General features: G+C 66.9%; 19 protein-coding genes and 1 tRNA gene. 2 read left to right on the forward strand and 18 right to left on the reverse strand.

Annotated features, from left to right (window positions below):
- Positions 1–18 precede the first annotated feature (18 nt).
- The 8 genes from EAO27_RS11305 to ccmC are packed head-to-tail and all read right to left on the reverse strand — an operon-like array spanning position 19 to position 6,921.
- Positions 19–1,980 (reverse strand): potassium transporter Kup, encoded by a 1,962-nt coding sequence (locus EAO27_RS11305; RefSeq protein WP_242769573.1) that lies wholly within the window; start codon positions 1,978–1,980, stop codon positions 19–21.
- 44 nt (positions 1,981–2,024) lie between these two features.
- The gene (locus EAO27_RS11310; protein WP_242769576.1) at positions 2,025–2,675 is read right to left on the reverse strand and encodes a cytochrome c biogenesis factor; all 651 of its coding nucleotides are present in this window, start codon (positions 2,673–2,675) and stop codon (positions 2,025–2,027) included.
- The gene (locus EAO27_RS11315; protein WP_242769579.1) at positions 2,672–3,103 is read right to left on the reverse strand and encodes a cytochrome c-type biogenesis protein; all 432 of its coding nucleotides are present in this window, start codon (positions 3,101–3,103) and stop codon (positions 2,672–2,674) included. The genes EAO27_RS11310 and EAO27_RS11315 overlap by 4 nt, the downstream gene beginning before the upstream one ends.
- Positions 3,100–3,630 carry a DsbE family thiol:disulfide interchange protein gene (locus tag EAO27_RS11320; RefSeq protein ID WP_242769582.1) on the reverse strand — a complete coding sequence of 177 codons (531 nt, stop codon included), beginning with the start codon at positions 3,628–3,630 and terminating at the stop codon, positions 3,100–3,102. Before EAO27_RS11320 ends, EAO27_RS11315 begins: the two co-directional genes overlap by 4 nt.
- Positions 3,627–5,594 carry a heme lyase CcmF/NrfE family subunit gene (locus EAO27_RS11325; RefSeq protein WP_242769585.1) on the reverse strand — a complete coding sequence of 656 codons (1,968 nt, stop codon included), beginning with the start codon at positions 5,592–5,594 and terminating at the stop codon, positions 3,627–3,629. Before EAO27_RS11325 ends, EAO27_RS11320 begins: the two co-directional genes overlap by 4 nt.
- Complete coding sequence (gene ccmE, locus EAO27_RS11330; RefSeq protein ID WP_242769589.1) at positions 5,591–6,031, reverse strand: cytochrome c maturation protein CcmE; 441 nt, start codon at positions 6,029–6,031, stop codon at positions 5,591–5,593. The genes EAO27_RS11325 and ccmE overlap by 4 nt, the downstream gene beginning before the upstream one ends.
- Positions 6,028–6,183 (reverse strand): hypothetical protein, encoded by a 156-nt coding sequence (locus EAO27_RS11335; protein WP_242769592.1) that lies wholly within the window; start codon positions 6,181–6,183, stop codon positions 6,028–6,030. The genes ccmE and EAO27_RS11335 overlap by 4 nt, the downstream gene beginning before the upstream one ends.
- A gap of 3 nt (positions 6,184–6,186) precedes the next feature.
- Positions 6,187–6,921 (reverse strand): heme ABC transporter permease CcmC, encoded by a 735-nt coding sequence (gene ccmC, locus EAO27_RS11340; protein WP_242769595.1) that lies wholly within the window; start codon positions 6,919–6,921, stop codon positions 6,187–6,189.
- 269 nt (positions 6,922–7,190) lie between these two features.
- Here ccmC and EAO27_RS11345 point away from each other — a divergent pair, with 269 nt between their 5' ends.
- Positions 7,191–7,439: a hypothetical protein gene (locus EAO27_RS11345; RefSeq protein WP_242769597.1), complete on the forward strand. Its 249-nt coding sequence runs from the start codon at positions 7,191–7,193 to the stop codon at positions 7,437–7,439.
- A gap of 139 nt (positions 7,440–7,578) precedes the next feature.
- Positions 7,579–8,139: a hypothetical protein gene (locus tag EAO27_RS11350; protein WP_242769599.1), complete on the forward strand. Its 561-nt coding sequence runs from the start codon at positions 7,579–7,581 to the stop codon at positions 8,137–8,139.
- A gap of 104 nt (positions 8,140–8,243) precedes the next feature.
- Here EAO27_RS11350 and EAO27_RS11355 read toward each other — a convergent pair.
- From EAO27_RS11355 to EAO27_RS11400, 10 genes are all read right to left on the reverse strand, one after another.
- Positions 8,244–8,320, reverse strand: a tRNA-Met gene (locus tag EAO27_RS11355).
- A 54-nt stretch (positions 8,321–8,374) separates the two neighbouring features.
- Positions 8,375–8,866, reverse strand: coding sequence for a 2'-5' RNA ligase family protein (locus EAO27_RS11360; protein ID WP_242780574.1), 492 nt, complete (start codon positions 8,864–8,866; stop codon positions 8,375–8,377).
- A 230-nt stretch (positions 8,867–9,096) separates the two neighbouring features.
- A complete protein-coding gene (locus tag EAO27_RS11365) occupies positions 9,097–9,849 on the reverse strand; it encodes an alpha/beta hydrolase (RefSeq protein WP_242769601.1) in 753 nt (250 codons plus the stop codon).
- A complete protein-coding gene (locus EAO27_RS11370; RefSeq protein ID WP_242769603.1) occupies positions 9,846–10,991 on the reverse strand; it encodes a hypothetical protein in 1,146 nt (381 codons plus the stop codon). The genes EAO27_RS11365 and EAO27_RS11370 overlap by 4 nt, the downstream gene beginning before the upstream one ends.
- A 44-nt stretch (positions 10,992–11,035) precedes the next feature.
- On the reverse strand, positions 11,036–11,950 hold the full coding sequence (gene mltG / locus EAO27_RS11375) for an endolytic transglycosylase MltG (protein ID WP_242780576.1): 915 nt from the start codon (positions 11,948–11,950) through the stop codon (positions 11,036–11,038).
- A 316-nt stretch (positions 11,951–12,266) separates the two neighbouring features.
- Complete coding sequence (fabF, locus tag EAO27_RS11380) at positions 12,267–13,526, reverse strand: beta-ketoacyl-ACP synthase II (protein WP_242769605.1); 1,260 nt, start codon at positions 13,524–13,526, stop codon at positions 12,267–12,269.
- A 180-nt stretch (positions 13,527–13,706) separates the two neighbouring features.
- Positions 13,707–13,943: an acyl carrier protein gene (locus tag EAO27_RS11385; protein WP_003039428.1), complete on the reverse strand. Its 237-nt coding sequence runs from the start codon at positions 13,941–13,943 to the stop codon at positions 13,707–13,709.
- Between the two features lie 289 nt (positions 13,944–14,232).
- Complete coding sequence (locus EAO27_RS11390) at positions 14,233–16,041, reverse strand: tetratricopeptide repeat protein (protein WP_242769607.1); 1,809 nt, start codon at positions 16,039–16,041, stop codon at positions 14,233–14,235.
- Between the two features lie 465 nt (positions 16,042–16,506).
- Positions 16,507–17,130 carry a hypothetical protein gene (locus EAO27_RS11395; protein WP_242769611.1) on the reverse strand — a complete coding sequence of 208 codons (624 nt, stop codon included), beginning with the start codon at positions 17,128–17,130 and terminating at the stop codon, positions 16,507–16,509.
- Entirely contained in the window at positions 17,100–17,504 is a 405-nt protein-coding gene (locus EAO27_RS11400; RefSeq protein ID WP_242769613.1) for a VOC family protein, read from the reverse strand. The genes EAO27_RS11395 and EAO27_RS11400 overlap by 31 nt, the downstream gene beginning before the upstream one ends.
- Positions 17,505–17,561 lie beyond the last annotated feature (57 nt).

Genomic DNA, 17,561 nt, shown 5'->3' on the forward strand with positions numbered 1-17,561 from the left:
CTCCGAAACGGAGTGGCATCAGATCGCGACCTGGCTGCCCAGTTCGACCACGCGGTTCGTCGGCAGGCGGAAATATTCCATCGCGCTTTCCGAATTGCGCAGCATCCACGCGAACAATTTCTCGCGCCAAATCGGCATCCCAGGCTTGGCCGCGGCGATCAGCGTCTGGCGCGAAAGGAAGAAGCTCGTCTCGAGCATCTTGAAATCGCCGCCACAGCCGGTGACGCGGTGCAGCGCCGCGGGAACGTCGACCGGCTGCATGAAACCATAGTTCAGAATCAGCCGGTGGAAGCCCTGCCCCAGACCGTCGAGCGTGTAGAGCTTTTTCTCGTCAACGAAGGGCACGTCGGCGATCTTGATCGTCAACAGGATGATCCGCTCGTGCAGCACCTTGTTGTGCTTCAGATTGTGGAGCAGCGCGTGCGGGACGCCATCGGCGCTCGACGTCATGAACACCGCGGTGCCGGGCACCCGCGTCGCGCTGTTCGCCGCCGACTTGACGAACACCGGGATCGGCATCGCGCCTTCGGCCATTTCCTGCTGCATCAGCTTGCGCCCGCGCGACCAGGTCGTGAGCAGGGTGAAGATGGTCAGGCCGATCGCCAGCGGCACCCAGCCGCCGTCGGGCACCTTGATCAGATTGGCGCCGAAATAGGCGATATCGACGATGAAGAAGACCGCGAGCAGCGGGAGCGCCTTCCACGCCGGCCATTTCCACAGCGTGAAGAGCACGACGCTGAGCAGGCAGGTGTCGATGAACATCGCCCCCGTCACCGCGATGCCATAGGCCGCAGCAAGGTTGCTCGACGATCCGAAGAAGAGCACGAGGATGATGACCATCACCATCAGGCCCCAATTGACCATCGGGATATAGATCTGCCCCTGCGCCGACGCGCTCGTGTGCTCGACGCGCAGGCGCGGCATGAAGCCGAGCTGGATCGCCTGCTGAGTCAGCGAAAAGGCGCCCGAGATCACGGCCTGGCTGGCAATGATCGTCGCCGCGAGCGCGAGCAGCACGACCGGGACCTGCCACGCATCGGGCATCATCTGGAAAAAGGGGTCAGAAATGAGATCGGCGCGCGGTCCAACCTCGGCCGCAAGCACCATCGCGCCCTGCCCCATATAGTTGAGCATCAGCGCGGGCAGGACGAAACAGAGCCACGACAGCCCGATCGGACCGCGTCCGAAATGCCCCATGTCGGCATAGAGCGCCTCGGCGCCCGTCACCGCGAGTACGACCGCACCCAAAGCGATGAAGGCCGTGAAACCGTCGAGATAGAAGAAGCGCAGCGCGTTGAGCGGGTTCAGCGTCTCGACGATGATCCACGGATTGTCGGCGATATGGATGATGCCGAGGACCGCCAGCATCAGGAAATAGGCGAGCATGATCGGCCCGAAAAGCGCACCGACCTTCGCCGTTCCGCGCGCCTGGATCGCGAACAGCCCGATCAGGATCGCCAGCGCGATCGGCACGATATAGGGTTCGAACCCTGGGTTTACATATTCGAGCCCCTCGGTCGCCGACAACACCGACATCGCCGGGGTGATCATGCTGTCGCCATAGAAGAGCGCAGTCGCGAACACGCCGAGCAGCACGATTGGCCAGGTCCAGCGCTTGCCTTCGGAAGAACGGCTGATCAGCGCGAGCAGCGCCAGGCTGCCGCCCTCGCCCTTGTTGTCGGCCTTCATGATCGTCATGACATATTTGAAGGTCACGACGAGCATCATCGACCAGAAGACAAGGCTCAGCACGCCATAGATGTGCAGCCTGTCGGGCTCGATCGGATGATGCCCGGCAAAGGTTTCGCGGAACGCATACAGCGGGCTGGTGCCGATGTCGCCGAACACGACGCCAATCGCGCCGACGGCAAGCTTCAGCCTGCCATCCCCCTGGTGCCCGTGGCCGTGATGGCCGGTGTCGGCGGCGCCCGCGGCGACACCATCGGCGCCGCCAGCCGCATGTTGCGACTCAGCAGTCATCGCGCGCCTTTAGCCGAGCCGGCATCGGACGAATAGCAGAGATTTCAGCGCTCCGTCGCCGTCTCGGGCGGCAGCTGCGGCCCGAGCGCCCGGCGCAGTTGCGCGAGCCGCATTTCGAGGTCGGCGCGCCAGGGCGCGTCGGGCGGGCTGCGTTCGAGCAACTGGCTCCATACCGCTTCGGCCCCCTTCAGGTCGCCGCCCTGCGCCATCGCCAGCCCTGCGAAAAACGGCGGTGCGGGATGCGACGGATCGCGCTTCGCCGCCTCGTCGAACGCCAGCGCCGCCGCAGGCGACATCGCCCCGCCGCCATGCGCGACGAGCGCATTGCCCAGCCCGACCCACAGGTCGACATTGTCGGGATATTTCGCGAGCCCCTTTTCGAGCGTCTGCGCCGCCAGCGCGGTCTTGCCCGTGCGCGCAAAGCCGTCGGACATGCCCAGCCATTGCGCCGCGGGCCCGAACCGGTCTGCCATGCCCCGCCGCTGGTCGGTGATCGCCTCGCCGAAACCTTCGGGCTCGGCGGGCGCCGCCACGGGCTTGCCCGGCAGCGAAGGGCTGCCTTGCAACGCATAGCCGGCGAGCCCGAGCATCACCGCCGCTGCCGCGAGCGGCCGCGCCCCGGCGGGCATCCTGCCAACCCAGAAGAGACCGGCGAGGGTGACGATCGCGGCCAGTACTACCCAGAGCCAGGTCATGCCGCATCCTCCCCTTCGCCGTCGCCGCGCCGGAAACGTCCGAACGCGAGCCAGCCACCGATGCCGAGGAACAGCAGAGGACCAAGCCACAACAGCGCCGTCGCCGCATCGAACGGCGGATCGTAGGTCACCCAATTGCCATAGCGCGCGACAAGCCATTTGCGGATTTCATCGGGGTTTTCGCCGGCGGCGATCTTGCTGCGCACTTCGTGGCGCATGTCGCCCGCCAGCGGCGCATCGCTGTCGGCGATCGACTGCCCCTGGCAGACCAGGCAGCGCAGCGTGTCCATCAGCGCCTTCGCGCGGGCTTCCTTCGCCGGGTCGTTCAGCTGCTGATAGGCATAGGGCGCGGGCGGCAGCCGGTCCTGCGCCGCAAGCGGTGGCGCGACCAGTGCGAACAGCGCCAGCAGGGCGCCCGCCAGTCTCACTTCATCGCCTCCAGCTTGGCGATGATCTCGGGCACCTGTTCGGCCAGAATCACGCCCTGGATCTGTTCGCGGATGATCCCCTTGCCATCGATCAGGAAGGTCTCGGGCACCCCTGACGAACCCAGCGCGATCTGGACGCTGCTCTGCGTGTCCGCCCCGATGCGGTCGAACGGATTACCGAATTCGTTGAGAAAGGCGGCAACATCTTCGGGCCGGTCGCGGATCGCGATACCGTCGATCGGCACCCCTGCCTTTTTCAGGGCCTCGAGTTGCGGCGCTTCGGCCCGGCACGGAATACACCAGCTGGCAAAGACGTTGACCAGCCGCGGCCGGCCGTCGGCAAGCTGACTGCTCTTCAGTCCCTCGACTCCCGCGGTCGCGGGCGGCAGGTCGAACAGCGGCATCGGCTTATCGATCCATTGCGACTGGATCAGCGTGTCGGCCGGTGTCGTCAGCCGATAGATGAAGGCGCCGAAGAGCAGCCCCATGATCGCCAACGGAACGAACAGGACCCAACGATTCTTCATGGCGCAAAGCGCTCCTCATTCCTGCGGGCGCGCCGCACGCGCCAGATCGTCAACAATTGCGCGCGCCCGAGCAGCGAGAGCGTGGCGCCGAGCGCGATCAGCGCGCCGCCGAGCCATATCCACCAAACCAGCGGCTTCCACCACAAGCGCAGCTGATACCGGTCGGCGCCGTCGGCCCCGACCACCGGCTGACCGAGAACGGCGTAGAGCTGGCCGCCCGGCCGCGTCAGCAGCGCCGCCTCGTTGGTTTCGGTCGGCGCCGTCCCCATCAGGCCTGGGAACATGCGCGATTCGGGCTTCAGCACATGCGTGCCGCCGCCGGGCGTCGTCGCGACCAGCGTGCCCTCGATCGCGGTATAGTTCGGCCCGGCGACGGGTTTCACGCCAGCGAAACGCACCTCGAAATCGGCGACCTTGACGACGTCCCCGGGCTTCGCCGCGACCAGCCGCTCCTTGATGAAGGCGCTTTCGGCGCCCATCCCGGCCAGACAGACCGCGACGCCGAAATGCGCGATCACCATGCCCCAGGTCGGGAGCGGCGTGCGGCGCAGGTTGCGGCCCCACAAAGGCGCGAGGCTTGCAACCGCGACAACGCCCGCCACGGCCATCCCCAGCAACGGCAATATGCCCACCTTGCCGCCGAACAGGACCAGCCCGAACAGGATCAGCGCGCCCGCGAACACCGCGAGCGGCAGGCGCGACCACAGCTTCTTGCCGTCATCCTTGCGCCAGCTCAGCAAGGGCCCCGCGACCATCACGAGGCAGAGGATCAGCGCCAGCGGCCCCGCGACCTTGTTGTAGTAGGGCGGCCCGACCGAAATCTTCTCGCCCATCGCCTCGGCGACGATCGGATAGAGCGTCCCGAGCAGCACGAGTGCGAGGATCGTCGTCAGCAGCAGATTGTTGATCACCAGCGAGCCTTCGCGGCTCATCAGCGCGAACTTCTTGCCTTCGGCGACGGTGCCCGCGCGCAGCGCGAACAAGGTCAGCGCGCCGCCGATGTAGATCGCCATCAGCACGAGCAGGAAGGTACCGCGCTCGGGGTCGACCGCAAAGCTGTGCACGCTGGTCAGCAGCCCCGACCGGACGATGAAGGTCCCGACCATCGACATCGAGAAACCGATCACCGCGAGCATCACCGTCCACGCCCGCAGCGCGTTGCGGGTCGCCGTCACCGCGACCGAATGGAGCAGCGCCGCACCCGCGAGCCAAGGCACCAGCGAAACATTCTCGACCGGATCCCAGAACCACCAGCCGCCCCAGCCGAGCTCGTAATAGGCCCAATAGCTGCCCGCGGTGATCCCGATCGTCAGGAAAATCCAGCTGCCGAGCACCCACGGCCGCATCGCGCGGGCGAAGGCGGGACCGATCTCGCGCGTGATCAGCGCGCCGACGGCAAAGCTGAATGCCACCGACAGCCCGACATAGCCGACGTAGAGCGTCGGCGGATGGAAGGCGAGCCCGATGTCCTGGAGCAGCGGGTTGAGCCCCTGCCCGTCGGGCGGCGCGACGGGGAGCCGCTTGAAGGGGTTCGACGAAAAGAGCAGGAAGGCGAAGAAGCCGAGCCCCAGCGCCGCCTGCGCCGCCAGCGTCGCGATCAGCGTGTCCTCGCGCAGCCGCTTCTCGAAGATCGCGATCAATGCCCCAGACAGCGTCAGGATCGTCAGCCAGAGCAGCATCGACCCTTCGTGATTGCCCCACGTGCCCGCGATCTTGAAAATCATCGGCTTCAGGCTGTTGCTGTTGCGCGCAACCAGTTCGACCGACATGTCCGACCGCACGAACAGCGCGATCAGCAGGCCGAAGGCCGCTGCGGTCAGCACGCCCTGCGCGACGCTCGCGGGGCGCACCAGCGCCGCGAGGTCGCGGTTGCCGCCGCGCACGAACAGGATGCCCGCAACCAGCGACAGGCATGCCAGCGCCGCCGCGATCCACAAGAGGGCGAGCCCGAGTTCGGCGATCATGCCTTCGGCGCCATCTTCGCTACGCCTTCGGGCATGTCGCCCATCTGCGGCGGCATATAACGTTCGTCATGCTTGGCGAGGATGCGGTCGGCGACGAAGGTGCCGTCGGAGCGCATCCGTCCGTCGGCGACCATGCCGCTTTCCTCGGCGAACAGGTCGGGGACGATGCCCGTATATTCGACCGGCACCGACGCCTTGCCGTCGGTCGCGACGAAGCGGATCGTCAGCCCGTCGGGCTGGCGCACGATGCTGCCCGCGGCGACCATGCCGCCCAGCCGCATCGGCTCGCCGACGCTCGTCTTGCCGTCCTTGACCTCGACCGGGGTGCGGAAATAGGCGGCTTCGTCGCGGAGCGCGCTCGCGCCGAGCACGCCGGCCCCCGCGATTCCCGCAACCGCGACGAGCGCGAGGATCAGTCTTTGATGTTTCGCTTTCATTTCCGGTCCTTACGCAGCGCGTCGCTGCGCCCCTCGGCTTTCGTCATCGCACGCCAGCTCGCCCACAGCACCGCGCCGGTGAGCAGCACGGTCAATCCATAGGCGGCAAGGACATAGGCCCACTGCCCGCCCCCGCTGATCACTCCCGCCATCGGTCAGATCCCCTCGTCGTCGGCGAGCCGCCGCAGCCGCGCTGCAACCCGGTTGTCGGCAATGATCCGCCGCATCCGCATCAGCACGATCGCACCGAACAGCAGCGAAAAGCCGAATACGGTCAATCCCAGCGGCCACAGCAGCGCCCCGTCGATGCTCGACCCGCCCAGCGTGATGCTCGGCCCCTGGTGCAGGCTGTTCCACCACACGACGCTGCGGTTGATGATCGGAATGTTGATCGCGCCGACCAGCGCATAGATCGCCGCGCCGCGCGACAGCGTGCCGCCCTGCCTCTGCCCCTCGTCGCCGCTCGTCAGCGCGACGAAACCGGCATAGAGGAACAGCAGCACCAGCATCGACGTCATCCGGCCGTCCCATTCCCACCAGGTGCCCCACGTCGGCTTGCCCCAGATCGATCCCGTGACAAGGCAGAGCGCGGTGAACAGCATGCCCGGCACCGCGATCGCGCGCGCGGCGATCCCCGCCAGCGGGTGGCGCCACACAAGCTGGACCAGCCCCGCGACGGCGAGCGACGTCCAGCCGCCCATGCCGAGCCACGCCGACGGCACATGGACGTACAGGATACGGGCGGTCTCACCCTGCTTGTAATCGCCCGGCACCATCGTCAGCCCGGCAAAAGCCCCCGCCAGCACGAGCAGCGCACCGACGCCGAGCAACCACGGCGTCAGCGGCTTCGCAATCGCGAGGAAACGGGTGGGGTTGGCATAGGCGTGCATCGGTTTCGCGTCGTCCTTAGGGGAGCCGGCCCTATGGGTCCAGCCATTTGCCCGGCGCGACCCGGCGCTCTCCTCTCGCCCGCCCGCCCTGCGCCGTCAACCCGGCGGCTTTGCCGCGCCGCCGCAGCAAGAACATTGCGCCATGTCAAATCGGCGGATCATCGGGCCGGGGATTTCCGCGCGACCGATCTCGGGGTGGCGTAAGGTCGGGAATCGACCGATTGCGGACATTCGCTTCCAATGGCAAATTGCCAGAGGGGGAGTGAGCGATGGCGCTACAGTTCTATGAGAAGGTCGAAATCTTGGTTTGCCGCCAAAATCCCGATCTAATTGGGATGTTCGGCTACATACTCGGAAAATCGTACTCGGAAGAACCAAGCGGCTCTAGCCCAGAGTCAGAAGATGTCGTCGCCTACGGCATCTTTTTTGAAGAAATCGAAAAAGTCTTTTCGTTTGATCTCGACGAAATCAGAGGCACCGGCGAGATTGCAGACCGCTCAAGGTTCTACCCTGATTAGCCAAGATCGCCGGGGGCAGCAGCGACCGATTGCGGACATTGCTTGTGTGGCACCATTAGCTACAATCTGCCTATGTCGCAGCCAGTGAAGCCAACAGATTCGGAGCGCGAAATTGTAGCTGGACGGATTGCGCTATGGCTTGATCCCGCTGATCTTGAATGGCTTTCGGAGCGGTGTGACTGTCCTAATGATGCGCCAGCCGAGCAACGCGACAGATGCGCTCGAATCCGTTTTCGTTCCCGAAGCGCGCTTCATAAAGCTGGGCTGGTTGGCAGCTAACCACCCCGTTTTCGCCGTTCGACCTAGTTCGCGGCGTGATGGCAGAAAACGACCGATTGTGGACATTGGTGGAATCTGGGAAGCTCCCGCGATGCAGACGACGACTTCGACAACCTCAAAAGCCTTACTGATTGTCCTTGCGTTTCCAGTTGCCGTGTTCGCTGGGTTGCTATCTTGGTTCTTAAATTTGAAGGCGAAGCTTTCAGCCACAGACGTCGCAAAGTCCTTGCGGGACCATATTGAAGGAACCGGCGCAGACTGGGATTGGGATGATTTCACGTCGGTGCCAATCGCTAATTCGCAGCTCGACGATATCAGGCGCAGGGCGGCGGCCGTGACCGGCCCTCTCACAGAGGAATCGGTTATCGTTTTGCGCGAATTGCTGATCGAAGCCGAGGGGCTGGCGGCGCAGGAAACCTAATGTCCGCTTCCCACCCCATTTCGGACATTCGTCGGTCGCCAGGCAGTCTGCAAATTTGAAGGGGGGTTGGTAGCACTTGCTGCCGCAGAAATCCGCGAATTTCGTGGTAGCGGAGGAGGGACTCGAACCCCCGACACGCGGATTATGATTCCGCTGCTCTAACCTGCTGAGCTACTCCGCCCCGAAAGGCCGCCGCTTGGGCGAGGTGCGCCTATAGGCACGCCGCCGGTCGCGGTCAATATCCTCTGCGCGCTCCGCGAAAATTGCGCGCGAATGCCGTTTCCCACGGGCCTCCGCGGTAGTGATGCGCCGCGAGTCCCACGATTTCCAGCGGGCCTGGGCGAAAGTTGCGGTCCAGTTCGGCGAACAGTGCCCGCGCCCTGCCCGCATCCACCTTGTTCTGGATGGTGATGTGGAGTTGCGGCGTCCCCCGATCCTGCGCGGTGAGCAGGCCGGCGAACCGCTCCGCCATGCGCGTGCGGATCGCGAGCAGGGCAGGACTCTCGATGCGAAAGGCCACGCCCCGCCCGAGAGAATATATCCCGCGCAGCGACGCCGCGGGCGGCGAGGTGTCCGCCGCGATGGCGCGAATCAATCGCTCGAGTTCGCCGAGTGCCGACGGCGGCAGCTGGTGGAAGAGGGTGATATGCGCGGCGAGAACATTGCGGTCGGGCGGAAAATACCGCGCGCGCAGCGCGTCGAAGTGCCGCTGGTCGGCCGCACCCATCGTCGCGGTCACGATGATGGGCGCGGCTCCAGCGGCCCGGTCGGGAGGGGGGATGACCGGATCGCTGTTCACGGACGGAGATGGGCGCGGCTAGCGCTTGGGGGATGGCCGACGTCCATGGGACGCCCCGTCGCGATGGCCGTGCCCTTCGCCGAACCGCCCGGCGCGCGCCAATCGATAAAGTCGGTCACAATAATCGTATAAAACGATGACATAATATTATCCGGCGCTTAGCGCTCCTCCCAAAAGGTCCGAAGCGCCGCGGCGACCTCGACCGGCCGCTCGGCAATCGCCCAATGCCCCGCGCCTTCGATGACGGTCAGCGGCACGCCGCGGTTCGCGGCGAAACGCTGCGCGACCGACAGGTCGACATAAGGATCGTCCGCGCCCCAGATCAGCGCGCCCTTCGCGGGCAGTTTCGGGATATCGAGTGCCCAGTCGTGCGCAAAGCTCAGCCCCTTCGCCGACCGGTAGAGTTTCAGGATCGCGCGACGCTTGTCCTTGTGCGTCCATTGCGCCGCCTCTTCGGCGGCTATGTCGGCCGGCATGCCCTGTGCGGCGAGTCCCTGGGCGAGCTTGGCCGGCGTGCTCAGCGCCATGAAAATCTCGCCCAATATCGGGGTGTTCCAGATGCGCGCGACGCGGTGCCCGCGATAGTCGGGGTCGATCACCGCGTTCGACGCCGCCCAGCTGCGGATGAGGTCGGGTCGCAGCATCGCCACCCGCTGCGCGATCAGCGCGCCCCAGTCGTGCCCGACGATATCGATCGGGCCGTGCGCCGCGAACAGCGCCGCGGCCTCACCCACCGCCCAGTCGGCATAGGCCTCCTTCGTCGCCGGAAACCCCGCGGGGAGCGGGCCGGTGAAGCCGGGGAGCGCGGGAACGGCGACGGGCGTGCCGCCGAGCTTCAGCTCGGCAAGCAGCGGATGCCAGATCGCCGGACTGTCGGGGACGCCGTGGAGGAATAATTTTGCGGTCGTCACGATTCGCCTCCCCCGGGCAGGTGGATGATCCAGCTCTGGTCGGTCGGTTCGATCCGCCCTTCGCGATACCCGCCCGCGAGCAGCGCGGTGCCGGCATCGGCGCGGACGAGCGTCATGTAATTCCATTGCCCGCCAAGGTCATAGGCGAGCCGCCGGCCGGTGCCGCCGGCGACGTCGAAGATTTCGGGGGCGGTATCGCCCGCCGCCACCAGCACGCGCTCGCCGGGCAGCAACAGCAGCCCGTCGGCGATCTTGAAGCGCGCATCGGCGAGGCGCCCCGCGGGCACAAAACGCCCCGCGGCGACGTCGAAACGCTCGACCGAGCGCAATTTGCCGTCATAGTCGCGCGCGTCGGAGCCCCCGACGACGAGCACGTCGCCGCTCGCGAGACGCAGCGCGCCATGCTTGTAGCGAGCCTGCGCCAGTGTCCCGGCGGGGTCGAAGCGCCCCGTCGCGGGATCGAAGAGCTCGGCGCTCGCCAGCGCGCGTCGCGGCGCGCGGTCGGGCCGTCCGCCGCCCACAACGAGCACGCGTCCGTCGGCGAGCAGCGTTCCCGTCGCGCCGCTGCGCGCGGTACCCAGCGGCGCCGTCGCGGTCATCGTCCCCGAGGCGGGGTCGAAAATCTCGGCATCGGCGCGCACATCGCTGCCGTCATAGCCCCCCGCGATCAGGATGCGGCCATCGGCCAGCACCACCACCGTCGGCGCGTTGCGCGGCCCTGCCATCGCCGGACCCGCGACCGAATGCCCGGTCGCGGGGTCGAAGATTTCGGTCGTCGCGCTGACGCGCCCGCCGACCCAGCCGCCGAGCACGAGCACCCGTCCGCCGGGCAGCACCGCCGCGGACGGCTGGATGCGCGCGGCCAGCAATTCCCCGCTACCGGCAAGCACCATACGTCGCGCGTCGATGATGTCGACCGTGCCGCTGGCGGGCCCGGCCTCGCACCCCGTCCGGACGCAGCCGCCGATCGCGAGCAGCCGCCCCTCGCCTGCCGCGACGAGCTGGTGCGTCGCGCGTGGTGCGCCAAGGCGGGGGCCGGTTTCGATGCGGACGTCGATCGCTCCCGTCTCGGCCGCGCCGCCGCCGTTCATGCAGGCGGCAAGCGCGAACGCCGCGGCGGACAGTCCCAACAGGTGGCGCATCCCGGATCCCTCCTCCGCCGCCCCGTACGGGCGGCAATCAGCCCCTACTCCATCTCCCCGCGCTCGCGGCGGAGCGCGTACCATTTTTGCACATTGGCATTATGCTCGCCGAGCGTGCGCGCGAAGATATGGCTGCCGTCGCCTTTCGCGACGAAGAAGAGATAGTCGTTCGCCTCGGGATCGAGCACCGCGGCGATCGACGCCTTGCCGGGGTTGGCGATCGGCCCCTTGGGCAGCCCCGCCATGGCATAGGTATTGTAGTCGTTCACCGCCTGGATTTCGGAGCGCAGGATGCGCCGGCCGAGCGGCTTGCCGCGGGTGATCGGATAGATGATCGTCGGGTCGGCCTGGAGCCGCATCCCGACGCCGAGGCGGTTGGTATAGACCCCCGCGACGGTGCGGCGTTCGGATGCCACCGCGGTTTCCTTTTCGACGATCGAGGCGAGCGTCATCGCCTCGTTCCGGTCCTTGACCGCCGCGCGCGGAGTGCGTTTCGCCCAGAGTTCGTCAAACGCCTTGTCCATCGCCGCCTGCATGCGCTTGACGACAGCAGCGCGGCTTTCGCCGGTGGTGAAGGCATAGCTATCGGGCAAGATGCTGCCCTCGGCGGGCACCGGAATGTCACCCTTCAGCCGCGGTTCGGCCATCAGCCGGTCGCGGACCATGATCGACGGCATGCCTTCGGGGATCATCACGAGCCGCTGGATCGTCTTGCCCGACTGGAACAGCGCCAGCATGTCGCCCGCGTCCATCCCCTTCTCGATCTTATACTCGCCCGGCTTGATCGGATCGTCGCCCCCGAAGAAGCGCGCCTGATTGCGAAACTCTGATGCCGAAACGAGACCCGCTTCCTCAAGGATCTGTCCCGCCTTCGCGATGCTTGCGCCCGGCGGGATCACGACCTCCGCATCCTTCGGCGCGCCGCCCGAGCAGGCGGCGAGGAGCAGGGCGGCGATCATAATCGTCAGCCAGCGGAACCGATGCACGATATTCTCCTGATTCCGGGCCTTAAGGAGACAAAGGACTCGGACGCGCACGCCGAAACTGTCTCCTTTGCCGCCTTAGCGCCGGTGGCCGGCGGGTCGTGCCGAGAGGTAAAGCACGGCGTAATAATGTAGGAAAGAGGTTTTAATCCTCCCTGTCGCGCAGCGACGGGGAGGTGGCAGCGGCGCAGCCGCTGACGGAGGGGCGACGGCGCGACGTCGCTGGCCCCTCCACCATTCGCTTCGCGAACGGTCCCCCTCCCCATCGCTTCGCGACAGGGAGGATTAGCTACTAATCGACCGCTTTGACGATCAGGCTGGCGTTGGTGCCGCCGAAGCCGAAGCTGTTGTTGAGCGCGGCCTTGACCTTGCGCTTCTTCGCCACCTTGGGAACCAGGTCGGCGCCTTCGGTGCCCTCGTCGGGATTGTCGAGGTTGAGCGTCGGCGGGACGATCTGGTCGCGGATCGCAAGGATGCAGAAGATCGTCTCGACCGCGCCCGCGCCGCCGAGCAGGTGGCCGATCGCCGACTTGGTCGAGCTCATCGAGACATTGGCCATCGCATCGCCGAACAGGCGCTTGACCGCGCCGAGTTCGATCGTGTCGGCCATCGTCGAGGTACCGTGGGCGTTGATATAGTCGATGTCGGAGGGGGTCATGCCCGCCTTCTTCAGCGCCGCGCTCATCGAGCGGAAAGCGCCGTCCATTTCAGGATCGGGCGCGGTGACATGATAGGCGTCGCCCGACAGGCCATAGCCGACGACTTCGGCGTAGATTTTCGCGCCGCGCGCCTTGGCATGCTCATATTCCTCGAGCACGACGACGCCCGCGCCCTCGCCCATCACGAAGCCGTCGCGGTCCTTGTCATAGGGACGGCTCGCCTGTTCGGGGCGGTCGTTGTAGCTCATGTTGAGCGCACGCGCCTGCGCGAATCCCGCGATGCCGATCGGGCAGATCGTCGCCTCGGCGCCGCCCGCGAGCATGATGTCGGCGTCGTCGTCGCGGATCATCCGCGCCGCATCGCCGATCGAATGCGCACCGGTCGAGCAGGCGGTGACGACGGCATGATTCGGGCCCTTGAGGCCGTATTTGATGCTGACCTGACCCGAGATCAGGTTGATCAGGCGGCCGTGTACGAAGTGCGGGCTGACGCGGCCCGGCCCTTTTTCGGCGAGCAGCAGGCTCTCGCTCTCGATGCCCGGCAGGCCGCCGATGCCCGAGCCGATCGAGCAGCCGGCGCGCACCTTCTGTTCCTCGGTGAGGTCGGTCAGGCCCGCATCCTCGAGCGCCTGCCCCGCGGCGTCGATGCCGAAAATGATGAAGGGATCGACCTGGCGCTGGACCTTGTGGTCGACGCGCTTGCCCGGATCGAACCCATATTCATGGTCGGGGCCCTTGACCTCGCACGCGATCGTGCATTTCTGGTCCGATGCATCGAAATGCGTGATCGGCCCCGCGCCCGATTTCCCGGCGATCAGATTTTTCCAGCTGGTTTCGACGTCTCCGCCCAGCGGCGTCACCAAACCCAAACCCGTCACCACAACCCGGCGCATAATCATTCCTTTCGTCGGCCCCGTCCGCGCGGCGGCCCGCATCATCATCGTCGGCGCTTCTAGAGAAGCTCAGCGCATAAAAAAAGCTTCCCGGTCACTGCGCGCGAGCGCTCGAGACCGGGAAGCCGGAAATGCGTGGGCAGCGTCGCCGCCGCATCCGGCCAGGCCGGACAGGCTGAATCAGCCCTTGTTCGCTTCGATATAGTCGATCGCGTCCTTGACGGTGGCGATCTTTTCCGCCGCGTCGTCAGGAATTTCGACGCCGAATTCTTCCTCGAACGCCATCACCAGCTCGACGATGTCGAGGCTGTCCGCGCCCAGATCGTCGATGAAGCTCGCTTCTTCGGTGACCTTGTCGGCTTCGACGCCCAGATGCTCGACGACGATCTTCTTAACTTTTTCGGCCGAATCGCTCATGCGCTATTCCTTTTCTGACTAAGCCGTGAATGTGAATTTGCCCTAATGTGCGCCAGCCGGGCTGGCAAGAGGGCTGGCGTCGGGGTGCCCGGCGCATGCGGATCGGCCAATGCCTCGCCTGCGGCGCTATCGACCGACCGTCCCCCTTTCTGCCCCACCGGCACCTGGCGCCGAAATAGGGAATGCCGCCGCCGCGATCAAGGTCGAACAACTCCGATACCGCAAGACCGGCGAAAGGCGGGAGCCGCGCGGGCCGGCCCCGTGGACATGGGGCACGCGGCCGGCCGCGTCAGCCGCCCCTCCCCGGCTTCGGCCCCGCGGCGGCCCCGGCACCGACCACGCCCGACTGGCGCAGCGCGTCCGAGGCGGTGGCGATCACCGCGGGCGAAATCATGAACCGCCCGAGGACGCGTTCGGGCGACGCGCTCGCGGGCTGGTGGGTATAGTCGAGGAGGCGACGCCACACCCGCCGCCCCTGTTCAACTTCGCCCATTCGCGCGAGAACGATCGAGCGCACCATCAGATATTGCGGCTCGAGATTGCTCGGCGACGGCAGGCTGTCGAGCAATGCCAGCGCCGCGGCCTGATCGCCCTGCTGCGAACGGAGAAAGGCCAGCGTGACCGCGGGGACGCCGGGATGCGACGCGTCGAGCGCGACCGAGCGCGCGAGCAAGGCCGCGCCGTCTTCGCGGTCGCCGCACGCGGCCTTGAACAGGCCGAGGAAGCCCGTGAGATCGGCGTCGTAGCGATTGAGCGTCACCGCCGCCTCGCCCATCACCGCCCCGCGTCCGCATTCGCCGCGATAGAAATGCGCGCGCGCCATCGCGAACAGCCCCGCGGCGCTGGTCGGCCCCGCATCATAGGCGCGCTTCGCGAAAAGCTGCGCCTCGGCGAACGCCTTCTTTCCTTCGTCGGTCGTGCGCTGCGGTTGCCAGTCGCCGAAGCGCAGCAGCGACAGCGCCGCGAGCGGCACCGGGTCCTGCGGCAGGTCGACGAGCGTCGCGCGCAGGCAGCGGTCGACGCGGCGGACCCGTTCGGGATTGCGCATCTGGAGCGTCCGGTTGAACTGCGCCAGACAGGGGAAACCCGACGCATAATTGTCGGGCTGGCGCTGCAACTGGTCGCGCACGACGACGCCATAATCGCCCGCCACCTGCGCGATCGCGGGCTCGATCCCGGTGAATTCGGGAATATCCTGATCGGTCAGCCGGATCTGCTGCGACCAGATGGCGCGCTCGTCGGCGACGCGGTTGAGCACCAGCGTGACGTCGACCGGCCCCTGGAGCGTGCGGACGAGCGACGCGTCGAGCCGATAGTCGGCACGCAGTTGCGCGCCCGCCGCCTTGGGATCGCGCGCCGCCAGCAGCTGGATCAGCTCGAATCGCCGCAGCCCGTCGCGCAGCTTGCTGTCGAGCGCGCGCGCCATCGCGCGCGACGGTCCCGTTTCACCCGCCACCGGCTTGCTGACCTCGATCGTCGGCATCGGCACGAAATCGCTTCCCAGCAGCGAACCGCTCGACCGTGCGGCCAGCCAGCCCGCGAGCGCCGCGAGAAGGAGCGCGACGACGAAGCCGAGCCAGAGCCAGCGCGCGCGCGGGCGCGGCATGGGGGGAAGCAACGACGACGCTCCGGACGCGGCGCCGCCCGCGGACGGCGGCGCGCCGGCGGCCGCGGCAGCGCCCGCCTCCTCGCCCGGCGGCGCCTCGCCCGCATCGCCGCCGCGCGCGCCCGGCGGCGCCGCGCGATACTGGACGACGACCTCGTAGCTGCCCTGCGGCACGCGCAGACGGTGGAGCCACGGCTTTTCGGAATAATAGCGGTCGAGCAGGCTGCGCAGCCGACCGACCATCACGCGCGGATAGCTGTCGACCGCGGGATCGAAATCGGCGCTGCGGCCCAGCGCTTCGGTCGCGATCGCATAGGCCTTGGGCGCCGCGCGATTGCCCTGCAGCCGATGGTCGACCAGATATTGCAGGAGCCGCGACAGCACCGGCGAACGCACGAACATCGGCGATTCGAGAAGGTGCACCAACTCGCTCGCGATCACCTGTTCGGTGTCGCCGCCGTCCTGTCCCACGCTCGCCTTCGTGCGGTCCATCACTACCCTTCAATGCCCTCGAACGGGCTGCGGTGCGGTAGATACGCCAATAACCGGGCGCGACCAGCGTTGTTACTTCTATGTAACGGTAACAACAAAGCCAGCCTTCCTAACATATAATTGCGCGAACCCCAAGAGCGCACGCAAAAAGGCGAAACGAGGTTAATAATTGCTTACCCGAATGCGACAACCCGCTACGTGACCCGATGTAACTCACCATCTTGTCCCATATCGGGCATCCCAACAGCGTGGCGACGCCTTCCAGGACGTTGCTGTCTGGTCCGGGCCTTGCCCGGCTCGACGAATTGAAGTCGATCGATCGACGGGTGCGAGCTGGTCCCTGGCACCTGTCGCAGGATTGGACGGCTTCATACACAGAGACTTCGCCGGGCGGCGAAATGGCCCCACCCGTTTTTCCGCCCGGCAAGTCCGCTTCCCACGATCATCGATACCCGTCTGTTGCGCCTAGCGGCGCGGCCGCCACTGCGCATAGAGTCTGAGCGCCAGCGCGGCAAGGAAGAGCGGCGCCAAAATTCGCCCCTCGGCATGGTAGCCGGGATCGGCGTGGAACGCCCGGCCCGTGTAGCTGATCGTGAAGACCAGCCAGACATGGTGGATGCCGATGCGGTGAAGCCAGATCCACCCGCGCCCGAGCAGGCGCTGCGACGCGTCGTTCGAGGTCAGCGCCATCAGATAGATCAGCGCATAGGCAAGGCCGCCGCCGACCAGCGTCGCGACCGGCCGCGGCCGGAAGGCGAGGATGTTCACGAGCAGCGCGGCGAGATGGATGCTGTGCGCGAGCGCGAAACCCAGCCCCCACTGGCGCCGGCGGCGGCGGAGCGCCGTGGTGACAGGCCCCGGCCACAGCGTGCGAAGCGTCGAGGCAAGATAGGCGACGAGGAACAGCGGCGCCGCGGCGCGCGCGGTCCAGCGCGCCGCAAGCAGCGCCTCCTGCGGGGCACCGTGCCCTGCGACCAGCGCCGCGGCGACCGCGACCAGCCCCGCCGCGAGCCCGGCAAGGAGCGGCGTCCGGCGCCGATCGAGCCAGCCGGTCGCGCTCAGGCCGCCGGCCCGATCCGGAAGGCGCACAGCTTGTTGCCGTCGGGGTCGCGGAAATAGGCGGCGTAGAAGGCTTGCGCGCCTTCCTCGCCGCGCACGCCCGGCGCGCCCTCGCACGTCCCGCCCAGTTCGAGCGCCCGCGCGTGGAGCGCGTCGACCTTGGCGCGTTCGTCGACGACGAGCGCCGCCATATGGCCGTTGCCGCGATCGGCGGGCTGGCCGTCATGGGGCCGCGTCACCGCGATCCCCGGCTGGCCCCAGCCGGTGCCGTAGAGGGTGAAGCCGTTCGCCTCGCTGTCGGACATGCGCATCAGTTCGCTCGCGCCGATCGTCGCGAGCAGCGCGGCGTAGAAAGCCCGCGCCCGCTCGATGTCGTTGGTCCCCATGGTGACATAGCCGATCATCGCGTTTCCCCCGCAAAAGAAAGAGGCGCGCGGCCGGCCGGCCGCGCGCCTCCGCGC

The organism is Sphingopyxis sp. YF1 (assembly GCF_022701295.1).
Lineage (GTDB): Bacteria > Pseudomonadota > Alphaproteobacteria > Sphingomonadales > Sphingomonadaceae > Sphingopyxis.

What these genes read in the sequence shown, in the direction of transcription:
- EAO27_RS11305 (WP_242769573.1), bottom strand. Translation starts at nt 1,980, where the DNA reads ATGACTGCTGAGTCGCAACATGCGGCTGGCGGCGCCGATGGTGTCGCC.
- EAO27_RS11310 (WP_242769576.1), bottom strand. Translation starts at nt 2,675, where the DNA reads ATGACCTGGCTCTGGGTAGTACTGGCCGCGATCGTCACCCTCGCCGGT.
- EAO27_RS11320 (WP_242769582.1), bottom strand. Translation starts at nt 3,630, where the DNA reads ATGAAGAATCGTTGGGTCCTGTTCGTTCCGTTGGCGATCATGGGGCTG.
- EAO27_RS11325 (WP_242769585.1), bottom strand. Translation starts at nt 5,594, where the DNA reads ATGATCGCCGAACTCGGGCTCGCCCTCTTGTGGATCGCGGCGGCGCTG.
- ccmE (WP_242769589.1), bottom strand. Translation starts at nt 6,031, where the DNA reads ATGAAAGCGAAACATCAAAGACTGATCCTCGCGCTCGTCGCGGTTGCG.
- EAO27_RS11335 (WP_242769592.1), bottom strand. Translation starts at nt 6,183, where the DNA reads ATGGCGGGAGTGATCAGCGGGGGCGGGCAGTGGGCCTATGTCCTTGCC.
- ccmC (WP_242769595.1), bottom strand. Translation starts at nt 6,921, where the DNA reads ATGCACGCCTATGCCAACCCCACCCGTTTCCTCGCGATTGCGAAGCCG.
- EAO27_RS11345 (WP_242769597.1), top strand. Translation starts at nt 7,191, where the DNA reads ATGGCGCTACAGTTCTATGAGAAGGTCGAAATCTTGGTTTGCCGCCAA.
- EAO27_RS11360 (WP_242780574.1), bottom strand. Translation starts at nt 8,866, where the DNA reads ATGGGTGCGGCCGACCAGCGGCACTTCGACGCGCTGCGCGCGCGGTAT.
- EAO27_RS11370 (WP_242769603.1), bottom strand. Translation starts at nt 10,991, where the DNA reads ATGCGCCACCTGTTGGGACTGTCCGCCGCGGCGTTCGCGCTTGCCGCC.
- mltG (WP_242780576.1), bottom strand. Translation starts at nt 11,950, where the DNA reads ATGATCGCCGCCCTGCTCCTCGCCGCCTGCTCGGGCGGCGCGCCGAAG.
- fabF (WP_242769605.1), bottom strand. Translation starts at nt 13,526, where the DNA reads ATGCGCCGGGTTGTGGTGACGGGTTTGGGTTTGGTGACGCCGCTGGGC.
- EAO27_RS11385 (WP_003039428.1), bottom strand. Translation starts at nt 13,943, where the DNA reads ATGAGCGATTCGGCCGAAAAAGTTAAGAAGATCGTCGTCGAGCATCTG.
- EAO27_RS11390 (WP_242769607.1), bottom strand. Translation starts at nt 16,041, where the DNA reads ATGGACCGCACGAAGGCGAGCGTGGGACAGGACGGCGGCGACACCGAA.
- EAO27_RS11400 (WP_242769613.1), bottom strand. Translation starts at nt 17,504, where the DNA reads ATGATCGGCTATGTCACCATGGGGACCAACGACATCGAGCGGGCGCGG.